The 18,481-nt window shown below is 70.7% G+C and carries 14 protein-coding genes; 10 read left to right on the forward strand and 4 right to left on the reverse strand.

The genetic code is table 11. The features are described from left to right. The first annotated feature begins 67 nt into the window (after nt 1–67). Nucleotides 68–334 carry a hypothetical protein gene (locus V1460_RS04535; protein WP_338672279.1) on the forward strand — a complete coding sequence of 89 codons (267 nt, stop codon included), beginning with the start codon at nt 68–70 and terminating at the stop codon, nt 332–334. A gap of 257 nt (nt 335–591) precedes the next feature. Here V1460_RS04535 and V1460_RS04540 read toward each other — a convergent pair whose 3' ends face one another. Next, on the reverse strand, nt 592–3,987 hold the full coding sequence (locus tag V1460_RS04540; RefSeq protein ID WP_338672280.1) for a S41 family peptidase: 3,396 nt from the start codon (nt 3,985–3,987) through the stop codon (nt 592–594). 240 nt (nt 3,988–4,227) lie between these two features. On the opposite strand from V1460_RS04540, the gene V1460_RS04545 reads away from it, so the two are divergent. After that, nucleotides 4,228–4,821 carry a TetR/AcrR family transcriptional regulator gene (locus V1460_RS04545; RefSeq protein ID WP_338672281.1) on the forward strand — a complete coding sequence of 198 codons (594 nt, stop codon included), beginning with the start codon at nt 4,228–4,230 and terminating at the stop codon, nt 4,819–4,821. A gap of 128 nt (nt 4,822–4,949) precedes the next feature. Next, the gene (locus V1460_RS04550) at nt 4,950–7,223 is read left to right on the forward strand and encodes an MMPL family transporter (protein WP_338672282.1); all 2,274 of its coding nucleotides are present in this window, start codon (nt 4,950–4,952) and stop codon (nt 7,221–7,223) included. Between the two features lie 126 nt (nt 7,224–7,349). Here the strand turns inward: V1460_RS04550 and V1460_RS04555 are convergent, their stop codons facing one another. Further along, a complete protein-coding gene (locus V1460_RS04555; RefSeq protein WP_338672284.1) occupies nt 7,350–7,715 on the reverse strand; it encodes an SsgA family sporulation/cell division regulator in 366 nt (121 codons plus the stop codon). A 193-nt stretch (nt 7,716–7,908) separates the two neighbouring features. Between V1460_RS04555 and V1460_RS04560 the strand changes: the two genes are divergently transcribed. From V1460_RS04560 to V1460_RS04575, 4 genes are all read left to right on the forward strand, one after another. Then, nucleotides 7,909–9,015: an energy-coupling factor ABC transporter permease gene (locus V1460_RS04560; protein WP_338672285.1), complete on the forward strand. Its 1,107-nt coding sequence runs from the start codon at nt 7,909–7,911 to the stop codon at nt 9,013–9,015. Nucleotide 9,016: 1 nt separating this feature from the next. Next, nucleotides 9,017–9,778 carry a cobalt ECF transporter T component CbiQ gene (gene cbiQ / locus V1460_RS04565; RefSeq protein ID WP_338672286.1) on the forward strand — a complete coding sequence of 254 codons (762 nt, stop codon included), beginning with the start codon at nt 9,017–9,019 and terminating at the stop codon, nt 9,776–9,778. Further along, nucleotides 9,775–10,563 (forward strand): ABC transporter ATP-binding protein, encoded by a 789-nt coding sequence (locus V1460_RS04570; protein ID WP_338672287.1) that lies wholly within the window; start codon nt 9,775–9,777, stop codon nt 10,561–10,563. Before cbiQ ends, V1460_RS04570 begins: the two co-directional genes overlap by 4 nt. Before the next feature lie 87 nt (nt 10,564–10,650). Next, complete coding sequence (locus tag V1460_RS04575) at nt 10,651–11,820, forward strand: serine hydrolase domain-containing protein (RefSeq protein ID WP_338672288.1); 1,170 nt, start codon at nt 10,651–10,653, stop codon at nt 11,818–11,820. A 138-nt stretch (nt 11,821–11,958) separates the two neighbouring features. On the opposite strand, the gene V1460_RS04580 is transcribed toward V1460_RS04575, so the two are convergent. Together V1460_RS04580 and V1460_RS04585 are read right to left on the reverse strand one after the other, a co-directional pair. After that, nucleotides 11,959–13,587 (reverse strand): penicillin-binding transpeptidase domain-containing protein, encoded by a 1,629-nt coding sequence (locus V1460_RS04580; protein WP_338677889.1) that lies wholly within the window; start codon nt 13,585–13,587, stop codon nt 11,959–11,961. Between the two features lie 488 nt (nt 13,588–14,075). After that, nucleotides 14,076–15,806 (reverse strand): phospholipid carrier-dependent glycosyltransferase, encoded by a 1,731-nt coding sequence (locus V1460_RS04585; RefSeq protein ID WP_338672289.1) that lies wholly within the window; start codon nt 15,804–15,806, stop codon nt 14,076–14,078. A 147-nt stretch (nt 15,807–15,953) separates the two neighbouring features. On the opposite strand from V1460_RS04585, the gene rsmI reads away from it, so the two are divergent. From rsmI to V1460_RS04600, 3 genes are all read left to right on the forward strand, one after another. After that, on the forward strand, nt 15,954–16,850 hold the full coding sequence (rsmI, locus tag V1460_RS04590) for a 16S rRNA (cytidine(1402)-2'-O)-methyltransferase (RefSeq protein ID WP_338677890.1): 897 nt from the start codon (nt 15,954–15,956) through the stop codon (nt 16,848–16,850). A 165-nt stretch (nt 16,851–17,015) separates the two neighbouring features. Next, nucleotides 17,016–17,471, forward strand: coding sequence for a hypothetical protein (locus V1460_RS04595; RefSeq protein WP_338672290.1), 456 nt, complete (start codon nt 17,016–17,018; stop codon nt 17,469–17,471). Between the two features lie 95 nt (nt 17,472–17,566). After that, entirely contained in the window at nt 17,567–18,448 is an 882-nt protein-coding gene (locus tag V1460_RS04600) for a TatD family hydrolase (protein ID WP_338672292.1), read from the forward strand. Nucleotides 18,449–18,481 lie beyond the last annotated feature (33 nt).

The following is an 18,481-nucleotide window of genomic DNA, read 5'->3' on the forward strand; positions in this document are numbered from 1 at the left end:
GGCTCCCTCGGCCGGGCGGTTCCTCAGGAGCCCCCTCACCCCTCAGACCCTTCTAGGAGTGAACCAGATGGGTATTCAGGACCAGTTCAAGGACAAGGCGGCGAAGCTCGCCGACCAGGGCAAGCAGAAGCCGGGCAGCAAGGGCAGGCCCTCGGAGCCGCAGCGGCCCCAGTCGCCGCAGCGCCACGAGCAGCGCTCCCCGCAGCAGCAGGCCCGGTCGAAGCAGATGCCCCGCGAGACGGGCGGCCAGGGCCGTCGCCCGGAGCACGAGGCGCACGAGGCGCACGAGGCGCACGAGGCGCGGCACCGCATCCCCCGGGACCACGACGCCTGACACCGGGCGCGTGTACCGCGGTTCGCGGTGAGGTAGTTCGAGGCTGACGCGAAGGGCGCACCCAGTGCACGGGGTGCGCCCTCTTGGCGTTCTCGCGGGTTGCCGCGCCCGGACCGCCGCTGAACCGGCCTCCGGCGACCGGTTCCCCTGAGGCCACGAGGGGACCGACCTGGCCCGGGGCGTGCTCGTGCCTTCATGCCGGGGCACGCCGGGGCGCGCCGAGGGACGGCGGAGAGCCCGGCGGCGGCGGTCGGCGGTCAGCCGCGCGGCGGTAGCTTCGGGCGCCGCAGGTCCGGCAGGTCGTCGTAGCGGGGAGGGGTCGCCGCCGGGTGTTCGTTGAGGCGGTCGATGGCTACCCGGACCGCTGTGTCCAGGTCGGTGCGCCGGCCCTCGGCCCAGTCGAGCGGGGGGCGTTCGGCGAAGATGTCCGGTTCGACGCCGTGGTTCTCGACGCCCCAGCCGTATGCGTCGAACCAGGCCGCGTTCATCGGGACCGTGATCACCGTGCCGTCCCCGAGGCGGTGGCGGCCGGTCATGCCCACGACGCCGCCCCAGGTGCGCTGGCCCACCACGGGGCCAAGACCCAGCAGTTTGAAGGCGGCGGTGATCATGTCGCCGTCGGACGACGTGGCCTCGTCGGCGAGGGCCACGACCGGGCCGAGCGGGGCGGTCGAGGTGTACGAGACGGGCTGGGCGTTCCGGGTCAGGTCCCAACCCAGGACGGGTCGGATCAGCTTCTCCACCACCAACTCGCTGATGTGGCCTCCCGCGTTGCCCCGGACGTCCACGATCAGCGCCGGGCGGGACACCTCCATCCTCACGTCGCGGTTGAACTGGGCCCAGCCCGAGCCACCCATGTCGGGGATGTGCAGATAGCCGCACAGGCCGCCGCTCACCTCGCGGACCACCGCGCGGCGTTTGGCCACCCAGTCCTGATAGCGCAGCGGGCGATCGTCCACCAGGGGCACGATCGCGACCCGGCGCGGAATACCCTCGCCGCCGGGGGGCTGGAAGGTCAGCTCCACCGTGGTGCCGCCCGCAGCAGCCAGCAGCGGGAAGGGCCCGGTCACCGGATCCACCGGGCGACCGTCGACGTGGGTGAGCACGGATCCCTCGCGGATGCCCGTACCGGCCAGCGGGGAGCGGGCCTTGGAGTCGGACGAGTCGCCGGGCAGGATCCGGCCGACCGCCCAACCTTCCTCCCGTCGTACGAGGTTGGCGCCGAGCAGGCCCATCGCGCGCTGGTAGTGCTGCGGCCCCTCGTTGCGGCGGGCGGCAGTCACGTACGCGTGCGAGGTGCCCAGTTCGCCCAGGACCTCACGCATCAGGTCGGCGAACTCGTCGGGTGACGAGACCCGTTCGACCAGCGGACGGTACTGGTCGAGGACTCCGGCCCAGTCGATCCCGCACATCGCCGGGTCCCAGAAGTACGCCCGGATCAGCCGCCCGGCCTCCTCGTACGCGCCACACCACTCGGCGGTCGGGTCCACGTCGTGCAGGATGCGCCGCAAGTCGATGTAGACGGTCGAGTCCCCGTCGCCCGGCTCGGTGGCGGGCGCGGCGCGTAGATCGCCGTCGTCCATCACCACCAGCCGGGTCCCGTCGCCGCTGACCGCGAACCCGTCCAGATGCGCGACCAGTTCGGTCCGGCGGGCCTTCGGGATGTCGAAGTACTCGAGTGTCGGACGGGTCGACGGGTCGGCCGGATTGGCGAACGTCTCACCCAGTGCCCCGGAGATCGGCCAGCGCAGCCAGACCAGACCGCCACCGCTGACCGGACACAGTGCCGAGTACTTGGACGCCGACACCGGGAACGGGGTCACCCGGCTTTCCAGGCCCTCCACCTCCACGATCGCCGCGCCCTCGCCGGTGTCGGTGTCGTCAGGGTCCAGGCCGCCCGCGGCGGGGCGGCCGTCCGGCAGCAGGGCGAACGGTGATGGGGTCGCCGACGAGAGTGGGACCAGATACGGGCGGCAGCCCAGCGGGAAGGACAGGTCGCCGGTGTGCACGTCGTACACCGGGTCGAAGCCGCGCCAGGAGAGGAAGGCCAGATAGCGGCCGTCCCGGGTGAAGACCGGATTCTCGTCCTCGAAGCGGCCGTTGGTGACGTCCACGATCGCGCGGGGGCTGCCGCCGTCCGTCCGAGCCATCTTGATCTGGCGCAGGGTCCGGCCGATGCCGGGGTGCGACCAGGTCAGCCAGTTGCCGTGGGGGGAGAAGGCGAGGTCCCGGACCGGGCCGTTGCCGGAGCGGACGACTTCGGTGAGCCGGGTGTCGCCGTTCCCGGTGCCGGTGTCGCCGTTCCCGGCGTCGCTGCCGGCACCGGCGCCCTCGGACCCGTCGCCACCCCCGTCGCCTTCGCCGCCGCCGGTGGTGCCCGCGTCCGCCCGCCCGGCACTCGCGCCGGAGGCATCCGTGTCCCCCGTCACATCGAGCAGCAGCAGCCGGCCGTCATGCGAGGCGATCGCCAGCCGCTCACCGGCCGGATCCGACTTCATCTCCAGCACCCGGCCGACCTTGCCCGAGGCCAGCCGCCGAGGAGGACGGTCCCCACTCGCTCGCGGCAGGTCCGCGATCTCGATCGCGTCCTCACCCTCCGCGTCGGTCACGTACGCGATCTGTGCGCCGTTGCCCAGCATCTCCGGCAGACGCACCCGTACTCCCGGAGTGTCCGTGATGGTCCGCGCCGGTCCGTCGCGGTGGGTCAGCCAGTACAGGCTGCCGCGCACCGAGACCGCGCTGGCCCGGCCGGTGGTGTCCACCGCGACCGCCGAGACATGACTCGCTGCCGGGACCTGGTACGGCCGGCGCCCGGCTCGCGGCCCGCCGAGGCGCACCTCGAGCCTGCGGGGTTCGGTGCCTGCGGCCAGGTCCTCGACGATCCAGAGCTCGCCCGCGCACTGGTACACGATGCGCTGCCCGTCGCTCGACGCGTGCCGGGCGTAGAAGGCGTCATGGTCGGTGTGGCGGCGCAGGTCCGTGCCGTCGGGGAGGCAGGAGTAGACGTTGCCGACGCCCTCGTGGTCGGAGAGGAAGGCGATCCGGCCGGCCACGAACATGCAGGAGTCCAGATGGCCGCCGATGTCCGGCAGCAGCCGCTCGCCGTGCAGATACAGCCGCCCCATCGCCCCGCCGCGGTAGCGCTTCCACGAGGCGGGCTCGTGCGGGGGCTTCCCGGTGAGCAGCAGGGTGCGGTGGGATTCGTCCACGTCGGCGACCGCGATGTCGGAGACCGGCCCCCAGGGCAGCCGCTTTCCGGGGTCGCCGTCCGTGGGGACCTTGTAGGCCCAGGAGAAGTACGAGAACGGCTGGCCGTGCGAGGAGACCGCGAGGATGTTTCCGTCGGGGTCCCAGCCGCACACCCGTGTGTCGGTGGAGCCCCAGTAGGTCAGCCGCTGTCCCGGCCCGCCGTCCACCGGCACCAGGTGGATCTCGGGGTCGAGGCTGCGCCAGGTCGTGTACGCGATCCGGCTGCCGTCCGCCGAGAAACGCGGGTGGCCGACCCTGGTCCGGTCCACCGTGAGCCGCCATGCGCGATCCGGGCGTACGCCCTCCGGGGTCAGGGGGGCGATCCATAGGTCGTCCTCGGCCGCGAAGCACAGCAAGTCGGCGTGCAGATGCGGGTAACGGAGGTACGCGAGGTCTTCGCTCACCCCCCAATGCTTTCCGGGTGTACGGGGCCCGGCAACTCGTGGGAGGGGGCGTGTTACGGCAATCCCCGAGAGCATGGATGCGTGGCCGGTCTCTGGGCTGGGGCGCGGCCGGGGTGTGGTCGGAGCCTCGGCGGGGCCGTGGCATGTGGTGTGGTCGAGGACACGTACGAAACGGTTTCGTTTCGCTCAGGGCCGGGATATCTTCGTACTGTACGAAACGGTTTCGTTCGGGAGGTCCGCATGGCAACGGCACGCACCAGGCTCACGCCGGAGCGCGCGGCTGAGCTGTACAGCGCGGTGCTCGACCTCCTGTGCGAGGTCGGCTACGACGCCCTGACCATGGACGCCGTGGCCGCCCGTACCCGATCCAGCAAGGCCACCCTCTACCGTCAGTGGGGGAGCAAGCCCGAGCTGGTGGCCATGTCACTGCGCAACAGCAAGCCGGCCGACATCTCCGTGATCGACACCGGCAGTCTGCGCGGGGACTTCCATGCCATGGCCATGCTCTCCGACGACTGCCAGATGGAGCGGGACACCGCGCTGATGCGCGGCCTCGCGCGGGCGGTCCACGAGAACGACGACCTGCTCCAGGCGATGCGTGAACTGTTCATCGAGCCCGAGATCACCGGGCTCCACGGAATGCTGCAACGGGCCATCGACCGTGGGGAGATCTCCGCGGACAACCCCGCGCTGAAGTTCCTCCCCCACATGCTCGTCGGTGCCTTCGTCGCCCATCCGCTGATCCAGGACGAGCCGATGACTCCGGCTTTCCTGTTCAGCTACCTGGACGCCGTGGTGCTGCCCGCCCTGGGTCTCCCCGCCCAGGACGACTGATCCACCTGATCCACCGCATCCGTCTCCACCCACAAAGTCCCACCTGACGCGTCACCGCTCACGTCGTCGGTTGGTCATCTCCGCTTGCCCATCCGCTGTTCCAACGACCTGACCGGGAGTCCGTACTCGTGGCCACGTTCCTTTACAAACTCGGGCGGTTCGCCTTCAGGCGCCGCATATTCGTCGCACTTGCCTGGGCGGCACTGCTCGCGCTCGCCGGCTTCGCCGCGTCCACCGCGCCCGCCGCCACCTCCAGCTCCTTCTCCATGCCGGGTACGGAAGCCCAGAAGGCCTTCGACCTCATCGACGAGCGCTTCCCCGGAACGAGTGCCGACGGGGCGACCGCACGGGTCGTCTTCAAGGCGCCCGAGGGCGGGAAGATGACCGACAAGGCCAACAAGGCCGAGGTCAAGAAGGTCGTCGCGGACCTGAGGACCAGTTCCGACCAGGTCGCCGACGTCGTGGACCCGTACCAGGTCAAGGCGATCAGCCAGGACCGCACCGTCGTCTACACGCAGGTGTCCTACAAGGTCAGCGGAATGGAGCTGGACGAGAAGGACCGTGAGGCGCTGACCGAGGCCACTGAGCAGGCCAAGGAGGCCGGGCTCACCGTCGAGATCGGCGGCGACGCGCTCCAGGCTGCGCCCGAGACCGGCGCCAGCGAGGTCATCGGTGTCGCCATCGCCGCGGTCGTGCTGGTCATCACCTTCGGTGCACTGATCGCCGCCGGACTCCCGCTGCTCACCGCGCTGATAGGCGTCGGCATCGGGGTGTCCACCATCACCGCCCTGTCCGGCGTACTCGACCTGGGCTCCACCACCGCCACCCTGGCGACGATGATCGGCCTGGCAGTCGGTATCGACTACGCGCTGTTCATCGTGTCCCGCTACCGCGCCGAACTGGCCGAGGGCCGCGACCACGAGGAGGCGGCCGGCCGGGCGACCGGTACGGCCGGATCCGCGGTCGTCTTCGCCGGACTCACCGTCGTCATCGCATTGGTCGGACTGGCCGTCGTCAACATCCCGATGCTCAGCAAGATGGGCTTCGCCGCGGCCGGCACGGTCGTGATCGCCGTACTCATCGCGCTCACCCTGATACCGGCACTGCTCGGCTTCGCGGGCAAGCGGGTGGTCGGCCGCAAGGCGCGCAAGGCCGCCGCTGCCGCTGCCTTCGACGGGCACGGCGAGGCCGACGCGCACGGCGAGCACGGCGGACGCCTCGAACACGGCAAGGCCGACAAGCACGGGCACAAGCACGCAGCCGAGAAGCCCAACATGGGCACCCGTTGGGCCAGGTTCGTGCTGCGGCACCCCATCGCCGTGCTCCTCGTGGGCGTCGTGGGCCTCGGCGCCATCGCCGTGCCCGCAGCCTCGCTCGAACTCGGTCTGCCGGACGACGGCTCCCAGCCCACCAGCACCACCCAGCGCAAGGCGTACGACCTGCTCTCCGACGGCTTCGGCCCCGGCTTCAACGGTCCGCTGCTCGTGGTCGTCGACGGGGACAAGGCGGAGGCGGACAGCACCGCCGAGAAGATCTCCAAGCTCGACGGGGTCGCTGCCGTCGTCACCCCGGCCACGTACAACAAGGCCGGCGACACCGCGATGATCACGGTCATCCCGAAGAACCGGCCGAGCTCGGCCGAGACCGAGGAACTCGTCCGCACCATCCGGGACACCAGCGGCGACAACGTCCAGGTCACCGGTGCCACCGCGATGAACATCGACTTCTCGCAGCGGATGAACGATGCGCTGGTGCCCTACCTCGCGCTCGTCGTGGGCCTCGCCTTCCTGCTGCTGATGGTGGTGTTCCGGTCCATCCTGGTGCCCCTCAAGGCGGCGCTCGGCTTCCTGCTCTCCGTGGTCGCCGCGCTCGGTGCGGTCGTCGCGGTCTTCCAGTGGGGCTGGCTCGGCTCGCTGTTCGGTGTCGAGCAGACCGGTCCTGTGATGTCGATGATGCCGATCTTCATGGTCGGGGTGGTCTTCGGACTCGCGATGGACTACGAGGTCTTCCTGGTCACGCGTATGCGTGAGGCGTATGTCCACGGGGAGCGGCCCGGCCAGGCCATCGTCACCGGTTTCCGGCACGGCGCGCGGGTCGTGACCGCGGCCGCGGTGATCATGATCGCGGTGTTCGCCGGTTTCATCGGCTCGACCGAACAGATGGTGAAGATGATCGGCTTCGGTCTGGCCATCGCCGTCCTGTTCGACGCGTTCATCGTGCGGATGGCGATCGTGCCTGCCGTACTGGCCCTGCTGGGTGGCAAGGCCTGGTGGCTGCCGAGCTGGCTGGACAAGGCCCTGCCGAGCGTGGACGTGGAGGGCGAGCGGCTGCAGGCGATGGCCGGCAAGCAGGGCACCGACGGCGACCGCAACGAGGACGAGCGCGAACTCGTCCGGGCCTGAACGGGCCTACGCCCCTACGCCCGCTCGAACAGGTCGACGCACGCCCACACCGGTCTACGCCCGCCTGAGCAGGGCCGAGTAGACACGAGTGGCCGCGAGTGGACACACAGAAGGTGGCCGCCTCCGTCACGATCCGCTGACGGGAGCGGCCACCTTCGCATGCGTCAGGCGCAGAAAACGCATCAGGGGCCGTGAGTCGAACTGGATCACCGCGACCCCGTCGGGGGAGTGCAGTTCGACCACCACCTGCGCCCGGCCGCAGGGCCAGACCGCCACATCTCCGCGCCGGGCGGGGGCGCGCAGCCCGCTCTCCAGCAGATCGCGGCGGAAGGTCCAGTCGCTGCCGCTGGGGAAGACGACATGGACGGCGTCGGGATCATGTGCGCCGTCATAGCGGAGTGCCACGGGGACTGACCGGAAGTGGGGGGCGTCGTTGACTATCCGGGCTTTCGCGTGCTCTTCGACGGAGGGGGGCTCGACTACCGAAGACATCGGTCGGCTCCTCACAAGTGACATTGTTTGTCATTTAATTTCCTATATTTTCCCCCTGAAACCTCGGCATGTCATCCGCTCCTGTGGATCTGGCGCTCTTGCAATGAGCTCGCAATAGGGAGCATTATCGGACGGTTGCCCGGTCAGGACGGCCGGAACCCATCCGAGTCCAGTCCCGAAAGCGGAGCCCGCCATGCATGTCCCCGACGGATTCATCGACCTCCCCGCCTCGGCGGCAGCCGGAGTCGTCGCCGCAGGCGCCGTCGCCGTCAGCCTGCGCGGCGCGCGCCGGGAACTCGACGCCATGAACCCCGGCTCCGACCTCGGAGCGGACCGCACCGCCCCGCTCGCCGGCCTCGTCGCCGCCTTCATCTTCGCCGTGCAGATGCTGAACTTCCCGGTCGCGGCCGGCACCAGCGGACATCTCCTGGGCGGCGCGCTCGCGGCGATACTCGTCGGCCCCTATACGGGCATCGTCTGCATGTCCGTCGTCCTGCTGCTCCAGGGAGTCCTGTTCGCCGACGGCGGTCTCAGCGCGCTCGGCGTCAACATCACGATCATGGGCGTTGTCACGGTCGTCGTCGCCTACACGCTCTTCCGGGGACTGCTCAAGGTGCTGCCGAAGCGGCGCAGCTCGGTGACCGCTGCCTCGTTCGTCGCCGCGCTGGTCTCCGTGCCGGCCTCAGCCGCCGCCTTCACCCTGGTCTACGCGATCGGCGGCACCACCGACGTCCCGGTCGGCACCGTCATGACCGCCATGGTCGGCGTCCATGTGCTGATCGGCGTCGGCGAGGCCCTGATCACGGCCGCGACCGTCGGCGCCGTGCTCGCCGTGCGCCCCGACCTCGTCTACGGCGCCCGCGGGCTGTCCAGCCCGCTCAAGCTGCGGGTCGGCGGAGAGTTGGTGGACGCCGCCCCGGCTTCGGCCACGCCTGCGAGCCCCGCCGCCTCCGCACGCCCGGTCTGGATCGCGGGCCTGCTCACCTCGCTCGTCCTGGCCGGTTTCGTCTCCTTCTACGCCTCGGCCAACCCGGATGGTCTGGAGAAGGTCGCCGCCGACAAGGGCATCGACAAGAACGTCGAGGAGCACGTGGCGGCCGACTTCCCGCTGGCCGACTACGGGATCAAGGACGTCGAGAACATGCGGCTGTCCGGCGGTCTGGCCGGCACCATCGGCGTCGGGGCCACGGCGGCGGTCGGCACCGGGCTGGTCTGGGCGGTCAAGCGCCGCCGCAAGGACGGGTCCGAGGCCCCGGTCGGCGCCGCCGGGACCGCTCCGGTGCGGAAGGAATCCGTCTGACATGGGTGCGGGGCACAGCCACAGGCTGTACCGGCACGGGGACTCGCCGGTGCACCGGCTGCCCCCGCATTGCAAGATCGCAGCGGCACTCGGCTTCGTGATCGTGGTGGTCTCCACCCCGCGCGAGGCGGTCTGGGCCTTCGCCCTGTACGCCGTGCTGCTCGCCGCGGTCACGGCCGTGGCCCGTATCCCCGCAGGCCTGATGCCGCGCAGGCTGCTGGTCGAGCTCCCGTTCGTCGCGTTCGCCCTGCTCATGCCGTTCGTGGTGCCGGGCGAACGCGCCGAGGTGCTCGGGATCACGCTCTCCGAGCCCGGACTGTGGGGCGCCTGGAACATCCTGGCCAAGGCGACCCTCGGCGTCGCCACCTCCGTGCTGCTCGCCTCCACCACCGAGCTGCGCTCGCTGCTCCTCGGGCTCCAGCGCCTCAGGCTGCCGCCGCTGATGGTGCAGATCGCCTCGTTCATGATCCGCTACGGCGATGTCATCACGGACGAGCTGCGGCGGATGTCCATCGCCCGCCGCTCCCGCGGCTTCGAGGCGCGAGGTGTGCGCCACTGGGGCGTGCTCGCCAAAACCGCGGGAGCGTTGTTCATCCGCTCCTACGAGCGGGGCGAGCGGGTACACCTGGCCATGCTGAGCCGCGGCTACCGGGGCACCATGCCGGTGATCCACGAAGTGACGGCATCCCGTACGCAGTGGGCGTACGCCGCCGCACTCCCGTGCGCGGCACTCGCGGTCTGTCTGCTTGGGTGGACCCTATGACCTCCCCGTCCGACCCCCGGCCCACGCCCCCGGCGACCTCTCCGTCCCTTGAGGTGCGCGGACTCGCGTACGCGTACCCCGACGGCCACCAAGCGCTGTTCGGTGTCGACCTGGCCGTCGCCGGCGGTGAGCGGGTCGCCCTGCTCGGGCCGAACGGTGCGGGCAAGACGACCCTGGTCCTCCACCTCAACGGCATACTCGGCGGTGGCGTGGGCAGCGTCAGCGTGGCCGGGCTGCCGGTCGGCAAGCAGCACATGGCCGAGATCCGCCGCAAGGTGGGCATCGTGTTCCAGGACCCGGACGACCAGCTGTTCATGCCCACGGTGAGGGAGGACGTGGCCTTCGGCCCGGCGGCGGCGGGACTGCGCGGCGCGGAGCTCGAAGCGCGGGTGCGGGTCGCGCTCGACCGGGTCGGCATGACCGAGCACATCGACCGACCGCCGCACCACCTCTCGTTCGGCCAGCGCCGCCGGGTCGCCGTGGCCACCGTGCTCGCCATGGAGCCGGAGATCCTGGTCCTGGACGAACCTTCGTCCAACCTCGACCCGGCGTCGCGCCGCGAGCTCGCCGACATCCTGCGCTCGCTGGACGTCACCGTGCTGATGGTCACCCACGATCTGCCGTACGCCCTGGAGCTGTGCCCGCGTTCGGTGATCCTCAGCGACGGGGTGATCGTGGCGGACGGCACGACCCGGGACCTGCTCGGCGACCCGGACCTGATGCGGGCGCACCGGCTCGAGCTGCCGTTCGGCTTCGACCCGAGGTCTGTCCCGGCAGGGGCGTAACCGGCCCCGAATCGGTTTCCGGCCGATCCCGTTGCACCATGGAGCCCGGAAGCTCGAAGTACGCCGGAACGACGGGGAGCGTGGCACGTGGACGTCCAGGGCACGGTGGCCGACGGTTTCGAGCCGGTCCGGGACGCATTCGTGCGCAACTTCGAGCAGCGCGGTGAGCGTGGGGCGGCCGTCGCCGTCTACCGGGACGGCCGCAAGGTCGTGGACCTGTGGGGCGGCACCCGCGATGTGGACGGCACCGCCCCGTGGGCCGTGGACACCGCCCAGGTGGTGCGTTCGGCGACCAAGGGCGTCGCCGCCTCCGTACCGCTGCTGCTGCACCAGCGCGGTCAGCTGGACCTGGACGCCCCGGTGGGCACGTACTGGCCGGAGTTCAAGGCCGCGGGCAAAGACCGGGCGCTCGTACGGCACCTGCTGGCGCACCGCGCCGGAGTGCCCGTGCTCGACCGTCCGGTCACCGCCGCCGAGGCCGTCGACGGTACGTCCGGGGCGCTCGCGGTGGCCGCACAGCCGCCGGCCTGGGAGCCCGGCACGGACCACGGCTACCACGCCCAGACCTACAGCTGGCTGCTCTCCGAACTCGTCCGCAGGGTCACCGGCCGCACCATCGGCCGCTGGATCGCCGAGGAGATAGCCCACCCGCTCGACCTGGACTTCTGGGTGGGTCTGCCCGCCTGTGAGGCGCACCGCGTGGGCCGGATCGGCCGAGTCGACGAACCGCCGACGGCGGCGGGGGGCGGTCTGCAGCTGCGGCCCAAGCGCTCCGTCGCCGACGCCTACAGCGACCCGCAGTCGCTGACCCGGCGCGCCTTCGGCGCGATCGACCCGCTGCCCGACGAGAACGACCCCCGCTACCGCGCCGCCGAACTCCCCGCATCGGCCGGTATCTCCACGGCCCGCGGCCTCGCGCGCTTCTACGCGGCCACCATCGGCGCCGTGGACGGCGACGGCCAACGCCGCCTGTTCGCCCCTGCGACCCTCACCCTCGCCCGCACCGAGGAGTCGGCGGGCCCCGATCGGGTCCTTGTCGTCGGCACCCGATTCGGGCTCGGTTTCATGCTGCACGGCCCGGCGTCCCCGCTGCTCGGACCCGGCTCCTTCGGACACCCGGGCCGCGGCGGCTCGCTGGGCTTCGCCGACCCCGAGTCGGGTGTCGCCTTCGGCTATGTCACCAACGGCATGCGCAAGGGCGTCACCGCGGACCCGCGAGCCCAGGCGCTGATGCGGGCGGTGCGCACGGCGCTGTGACCGTCGTGGTCCGTGCGACGGCGCGGGGCTCCGAAGCGCTCACGGCGCGCACGCCGACTGTCGGCGGTACGGGCCACGCACCGGGGATCCGGCTCGGTTCGCGCTCAGGAGGGTGCTCGTCCGGTGCTCGGTCGGCGTTCAGTCGGAGTTCAACACCTCCGCCACCAGTGGTCCCGCGGCGTCGCTGCCGTGGCCGCCGGAGTCGACGACCGCCGCGGCCGCGAGGTCGTCGGCGTAGGCGGTGAACCAGCTGTCGGACGTGGTGTTCCCGCCCACCTCGGCCGAACCGGTCTTGGCGCCCTTGTCCCCGTCGACCCGCGCCATCGCGCTCGCTGCGGTACCGCTGGTCGCGGTCAGCCGCATCATCTCGCGCAGTTGCCGGGTCACGGAGCCGGGCAGGCCGCGTGCGGCGGTGGCCCGTTCCCGGCCGTCGAGGTCCAGCGGCACGATGATGGGTTGTCTGAAGGTGCCGGTCTTCGCCGTCGCGGTGATGGACGCCATGTTCAGGGGGTTCATCTGGACGGTGCCCTGTCCGATGTACTGGGCCGCGGCCTCACCCTGGGTCTGTTCCGGCACGCTTCCGTCGACGGACGGGATGCCGGTCTGCCATTCGAGCCCGATGCCGAACACCTCACGTGCCTCCTTCGCCAGCGCGGCGTCGTCGTCCACCTCGTCGATCAGTTTGATGAAGGCGGTGTTGCAGGACTTGGCGAAGCTCCAGGCGAAGGACTTCCCCTTGATGCTCATGTTGCCGAGGTTGTGGAAGGGCACGCCGTAGTAGGTGGCGTTCGGCTCGCACTGGCCGATGCCGTCGGCGTTGACGACACCCCTCTCGATCAGCATGGCCGCCGTGGCGATCTTCATGGTCGAACCGGGTGCCTGCTTGCCCAGGAAGGCCGCGTTCCAGCGCCCGTCGCGGTTGTTGGCGACCGCCCGCACCTGCCCGGTGCTCGGCTGGAGCGCCACCACCGAGGAATTGCCGTACCGCATCACGGCCTTCTCGGCCGCCGCCTGCACGTCGGCGTCGAGCGTGGTCGGCAGTTCGCCGGGCTTGCCCTCGACCAGCGTGAGCAGCGTACGGTCCGGGGCTTCCGCCTGGCCGCCCTCGATGACCAGCTCGACGCCCGCCTTGCCGCCCGTCTTGTCGCCGTAGCGCTTGCGCAGCTCCTCCAGAACCGGTCCGAGCGAGGGGTACTTCTCCGCCGTCAGCTCCCTGCCCTTGCGGTCGACGGCCTTGATCTGCGGCTCGGCCGCCGTCCCGGTCCGCAGCGACTCCCCCTTGCGCAGCTGCGGGTGCAGCACCCCCGGCTGCCAGTCCACCAGCGGCCTGCCCGTGGTCAGTCCGCGTACGACGGTCAGCGACGACTCGTACGCCAGCGGCTTGCTGTGCCCCTCGTACGAGACCACCGCACTCACGGTGAACGGCACCTTCGCGCCCACCGGCCGGCCCGGTGTCAGCTTCACCTCGCCGATGTGCGCGTCGTCGCCGTACCCGGCGAGCGCGGGCTGCGCCTCGGCCGCGTTGTTGGTCAGATCGGCGGCCGCCTCCGCGTCGCCACGTGCCCATGCCCCGAGGAACTCCTCAGCGGTCTTCCGGATCTCCTCGCCATCGGGCGGGCCGCCGCGCTCCGACGCGGACCGCGTCCCCGCCGCCCCGTCACCGCCGTCCCCCTCGTCCGTCAGAAAGCTGTAGGCGCCGTATGACACCCCCGCCGTGAAGACGGCGAACACCGCGCCGACGATGGCGACTTTCGCTCCACTGCGCACTGCCTGGTCCCTCCCCGCGGCGACCACCGGGTCAAAGGTGGCCACCCGGCCATGATGTGAACGCGTTCAAGTGGTCGGACTCACCATAAGTTGCCCACGGGGCAACAGGGACGGTCGTTACCGGACCGGAACAGGAGAACGAGTGGGGCTGAGCCGTCGCCACGGCTCCCCGCAGGACGAGCGAAGAGTCGGGGCCGTTCACACCGCCCCGACTCTCGACTCGAGGCGTCCGCGGCCGTCTCCTCGTCGGTGGTGGCCTTGTCCGGCCTGGACTGAGTCTCCACGGCGGCCTGGTCTGCCTCGGTCTCGGCGGCGTCCTCCGCTGCCCGCATCATCGCGTGCACGGTGAAGCGGAGTCTCACGATCCCCGATGGGCGGACCGTAAGAAAAGGGACAGTTGTCCACGAGGGCCACGATGAAACTGTGAGTCACCTCATGGCCATGGGAAGGGCGGCACGGCCCAAGCCGCGCCGCCCCCGGAGTGCCACTCAGACCCAGGTGTCCATCCACATCCTGTTGCGCCACTCGTCCATCGGGATCGACTGCCCGGTGTAGATGGGCCAGAAGTAGATGAAGTTCCAGATGATGAGCAGGACCAGCACCCCCGCCCCCACCGCGCCGACCGTCCTACGCCGTTCGTCCGAGCCCGGCGGCCCGATGATCGCGCCGATCATCATCGCCAGCGCCAGGCACAGGAACGGCACGAAGACGACCGCGTAGAAGAGGAAGATGGTGCGCTCCTGATACAGGAACCACGGCAGCCAGCCCGCCGCCACCCCGCACAGGATCCCGCCGGCCCGCCAGTCTCGGCGGAACAACCAGCGCCACAGCACGTACGCCAGCGCGAAGCAGGCCGCCCACCACAGCAGCGGGGTGCCGATCGCCAGCACCTCGCGGGCGCACTTCTCGGCCGCGTCCGCCGGACAGCCGTCCTGGCCCGGGGCCGGGTCCTCGTAGAAGTAGGAGACCGGGCGGCCCAGGACGATCCAGCTCCAGGGGTTGGACTGGTATGTGTGCCCGGAGGTGAGGCTGACGTGGAACTCGAACACCACGTTCTCGTAGTGCCACAGGCTCCGCAGCCAGTCGGGCAGCCAGGTCCAGGACCCGCCGGCGCCGTCCGTCCGCGCCCAGTCGCGAAAGTAGCCCTTGTCGGTGGCGATCCAGCCCGTCCAGGTGGCCAGATACGTCACGATCGCGACCGGGATCGTCGACACGAAGGCCGGGATCACATCGCGGCGCAGCACCGCCGCATACGGCCGCATCGCGCCCGCCGTGCGGCGGGCACCCGCGTCCCACAGAACCGTAAGCAGGCCGAAGGCGGCCAGGAAGTAGAGGCCGTTCCACTTGGTGGCGCAGGCCAGGCCGAGCATCAGCCCGGCGGTGAGACGCAAGGGGCGCCAGCCGAACCGCAGGCACCCGGCGACCTTGCTGTCGGGGCGCAGCACTCCCTCTTCGTCCACCGGCAGCGCGGCGGCCAGTCGGGCACGCGTGCGGTCGCGGTCGATGAGGAGGCAGCCGAAGGCCGCCAGGACGAAGAACATCAGCACGAGGTCGAGCAGCGCCGCCCGGCTCATCACGAAGTGCAGCCCGTCCACGGCGAGCAACGTCCCCGCCAGACAACCCAGGAATGTCGAGCGCAGCAGTCGCCGCCCGATCCGGCAGAGCATCAGCACCGACAGCGTGCCGAGCAATGCCACCATGAATCGCCAGCCGAACGGGGTGAAGCCGAACAGTTGCTCGCCCAGACCGATGGCCCACTTGCCGACCGGCGGATGCACCACATAGCCGGGCTCCACCGGAACGGACACCGCGTCGGGGTTCGCCAGGATCGACTTGTCGACGTCCTTCGGCCAGGAGGCCTCGTAACCCTGGTTGACCAGGGCCCAGGCGTCCTTCGCGTAGTACGTCTCGTCGAATATCACCGCTTTCGGACTGCCCAACTGCCAGAACCGCAGCACCCCGGCCACCAGCGCCACCAGCAGAGGTCCGGCCCATGCCGTGACCCGCTCGATGGTCGGTACCGCGTCGGGGTGGATACCGAGCAGTGCCCACAGCTGCCTGGACTGCCGGGTGTACGGCGGCACAAGACGGTCCCGGAGTCCGATGACGGGCCGCGGCGCGTAACCGAATCCGTACAGGCGCTGCAGCCAGGAGTGTGGCTGTGTCGGTTGTTCCACGGCTTCCTTTTCCGGCCGGGCCCTGGGGGCAGTGCTGGTCACCGCGCCATCGTAGGGAACGCGTCTGTGCGCGCGGGCGGCGCACGCGGCTCGGGGCGGGGTGCGCCGTCCTGCGAGGATGGGGCTGTGACTGGAACTGGGACCGGATCGGTGACTGGAACGACGGCGGGCGCGGCAGCGGGCACGCCGGTGGGCGCTTCGGCGGGGACGCTCGTACTCGCGGGGACACCCATCGGCGAGGTCATGGACGCTCCGCCGCGGCTGGCGGCGGAGCTGGAGGCCGCCGATGTGGTCGCCGCTGAGGACACCCGACGGCTGCGCAGACTCACCCAGGCGCTCGGTGTGCAGACCCGCGGCCGGGTCGTGTCGTACTTCGAGGGCAACGAGTCCGCCCGTACGCCCGAGCTGGTGGAGGCCCTGGAGGGTGGGGCGCGGGTGCTGCTGGTGACCGACGCCGGCATGCCGTCGGTGTCCGACCCCGGCTACCGGCTGGTCGCCGCGGCGGTCGAGAAGGACATCAAGGTCACCGCCGTGCCCGGTCCGTCCGCCGTGCTCACGGCGCTGGCGCTGTCCGGACTGCCGGTGGACCGCTTCTGCTTCGAGGGCTTCCTGCCGCGCAAGGCCGGTGAACGCATCGGCCGGTTGCGCGAGGTCGCGGACGAACGGCGCACACTCGTCTACTTCGAGGCGCCGCACAGGCTGGACGACACACTCACCGCGATGGCTGAGGTGTTCGGCGGGGAGCGCAGAGCCGCCGTGTGCCGGGAGCTGACCAAGACGTACGAGGAGGTCAAGCGGGGCGGGCTCGGCGAGCTTGCGGCCTGGGCGGCCGAGGGTGTCCGAGGCGAGATCACGGTCGTCGTCGCCGGCGCCCCGGAGACCGGGCCCGCCGAGCTGGACGCAGACGAGCTGGTACGCAGGGTACGGGTGCGCGAGGAGGCGGGGGAGCGCCGCAAGGAGGCGATCGCCGCCGTCGCCGCCGACGCGGGACTGCCCAAGCGGGAGGTGTTCGACGCCGTGGTGGCAGCGAAGAACGCGGCGAAGGCCGTGACGAAGAACGCGGCGAAGGACGGTCCGCGAAGGTGACGGGAAAGGTAAAGAGACTAACCTGAAAGGCAAAGCACAGACCGTGCGACGGGTCTTTCTGGCATGGGAAGGCTAAAACTCCCTCTCTTTCCTTCCATCATTCGACCGGCGCTGATGCGCTCCCGCCGAAAAGGGCGTCCACTGGTCCGGTGGAGAGGAGCTCACATGAGCGACATCACGGGTAGCCGGATCGTGCACGAAGCCTATGCCTTCGCCTGTATGCGCTGTGGTTACGGCTGGGAGCAGGCGTACGAGATAGAGCACCACACGGACGCCTCGGGAAACGACTTCATCATCTATACGGCAGACGGCATACACGTCCCCTCGCCGCTCAACCGGCCCACCTGCCGCAACTGCGAGGGCCACACCGTGCGCATCATGCGGGCGGGAAAGGTCTCGTCGGTCGTTGACCCCATGAACGAGCATTACCACTACCCCGTCGCACCCGGTATCGCGGGCCCGCTGCCCGCGGTCTACGCCTCGTCCGGGAGCCCGGCGCGGCAAGCCGCCGAACCCGCCGCCGCGCGGCCCGCAGGGTCCGCCCGTGAGCCCAGGCCCGTCAAGCGCAGGCGGCTGGCCGCCCTGTTCCGCTCCTCCCGCCGCACCGAGGCCGACAAGTAGCCCCGGGCCCAGGCGGTTCGGAGCCGTCACCGGGCCTGGCGGGGCCGCCACCCGGTCCCGTGGGTCTGTCACCGGGACGCCATAGGATCGCGGTCATGAGCCCCCGGAACGACAACGGCACCCCTCCACCGCTTCCGGCACCCCTGCGGGTGCCGGTCGCCGACTCGCACACCCATCTGGACATGCAGAGCGGCACCGTCGAGGAGGGGCTCGCGAAGGCGGCGTCGGTCGGCGTGACGACCGTGGTGCAGGTGGGTTGCGACATCAAGGGCTCCCGCTGGGCGGCGGAGACGGCGGCCACGTACGAGAACGTGCATGCCTCCGTCGCGCTGCACCCCAACGAGGCGCCGCGCATCGTGCTCGGGGACTCCGGGGAGAGCCGGCCGTGGCAGGGTGCGCGGGAGGCGGGCGGGGCTTCCGCGCTCGACGAGGCACTCGCCGAGATCGACCGGCTCGCCGGGCTCGACCACGTACGGGCCGTCGGTGAGACGGGACTTGACTATTTCCGCACCGGCCCCGAAGGCATCGCCGCACAAGAGGCTTCGTTCCGCGCCCATATCGAGATCGCCAAACGGCACGGAAAAGCTCTCGTCATCCACGACCGGGACGCACACGACGACGTGTTGCGCATCCTCGCCGAGGAAGGCGCCCCCGAACGGACCGTGTTCCACTGCTATTCGGGTGATGCCGACATGGCCCGGATCTGCGCCGGCGCCGGCTACTACATGTCGTTCGCCGGCAACGTCACGTTCAAGAACGCCCAGCCGCTCCGCGACGCGCTCGCCGTCGCCCCGCTGGAGCTCGTGCTCGTGGAGACCGACGCTCCCTATCTGACCCCCGCGCCCTATCGCGGGCGGCCCAACGCGCCTTATCTGATCCCGGTCACGCTACGTGCGATGGCGGTGGTACGCGGCATCGGCGAGGACGCCATGGCGGAAGCCATCGCAGTCAACACGGCCCGCGCTCTCGGCTACTGAGCGACTGCCGAGCGGCCGCCGATTCGGCTACCG

It is taken from the genome of Streptomyces sp. SCSIO 30461, assembly GCF_037023745.1.
GTDB lineage: Bacteria > Actinomycetota > Actinomycetes > Streptomycetales > Streptomycetaceae > Streptomyces.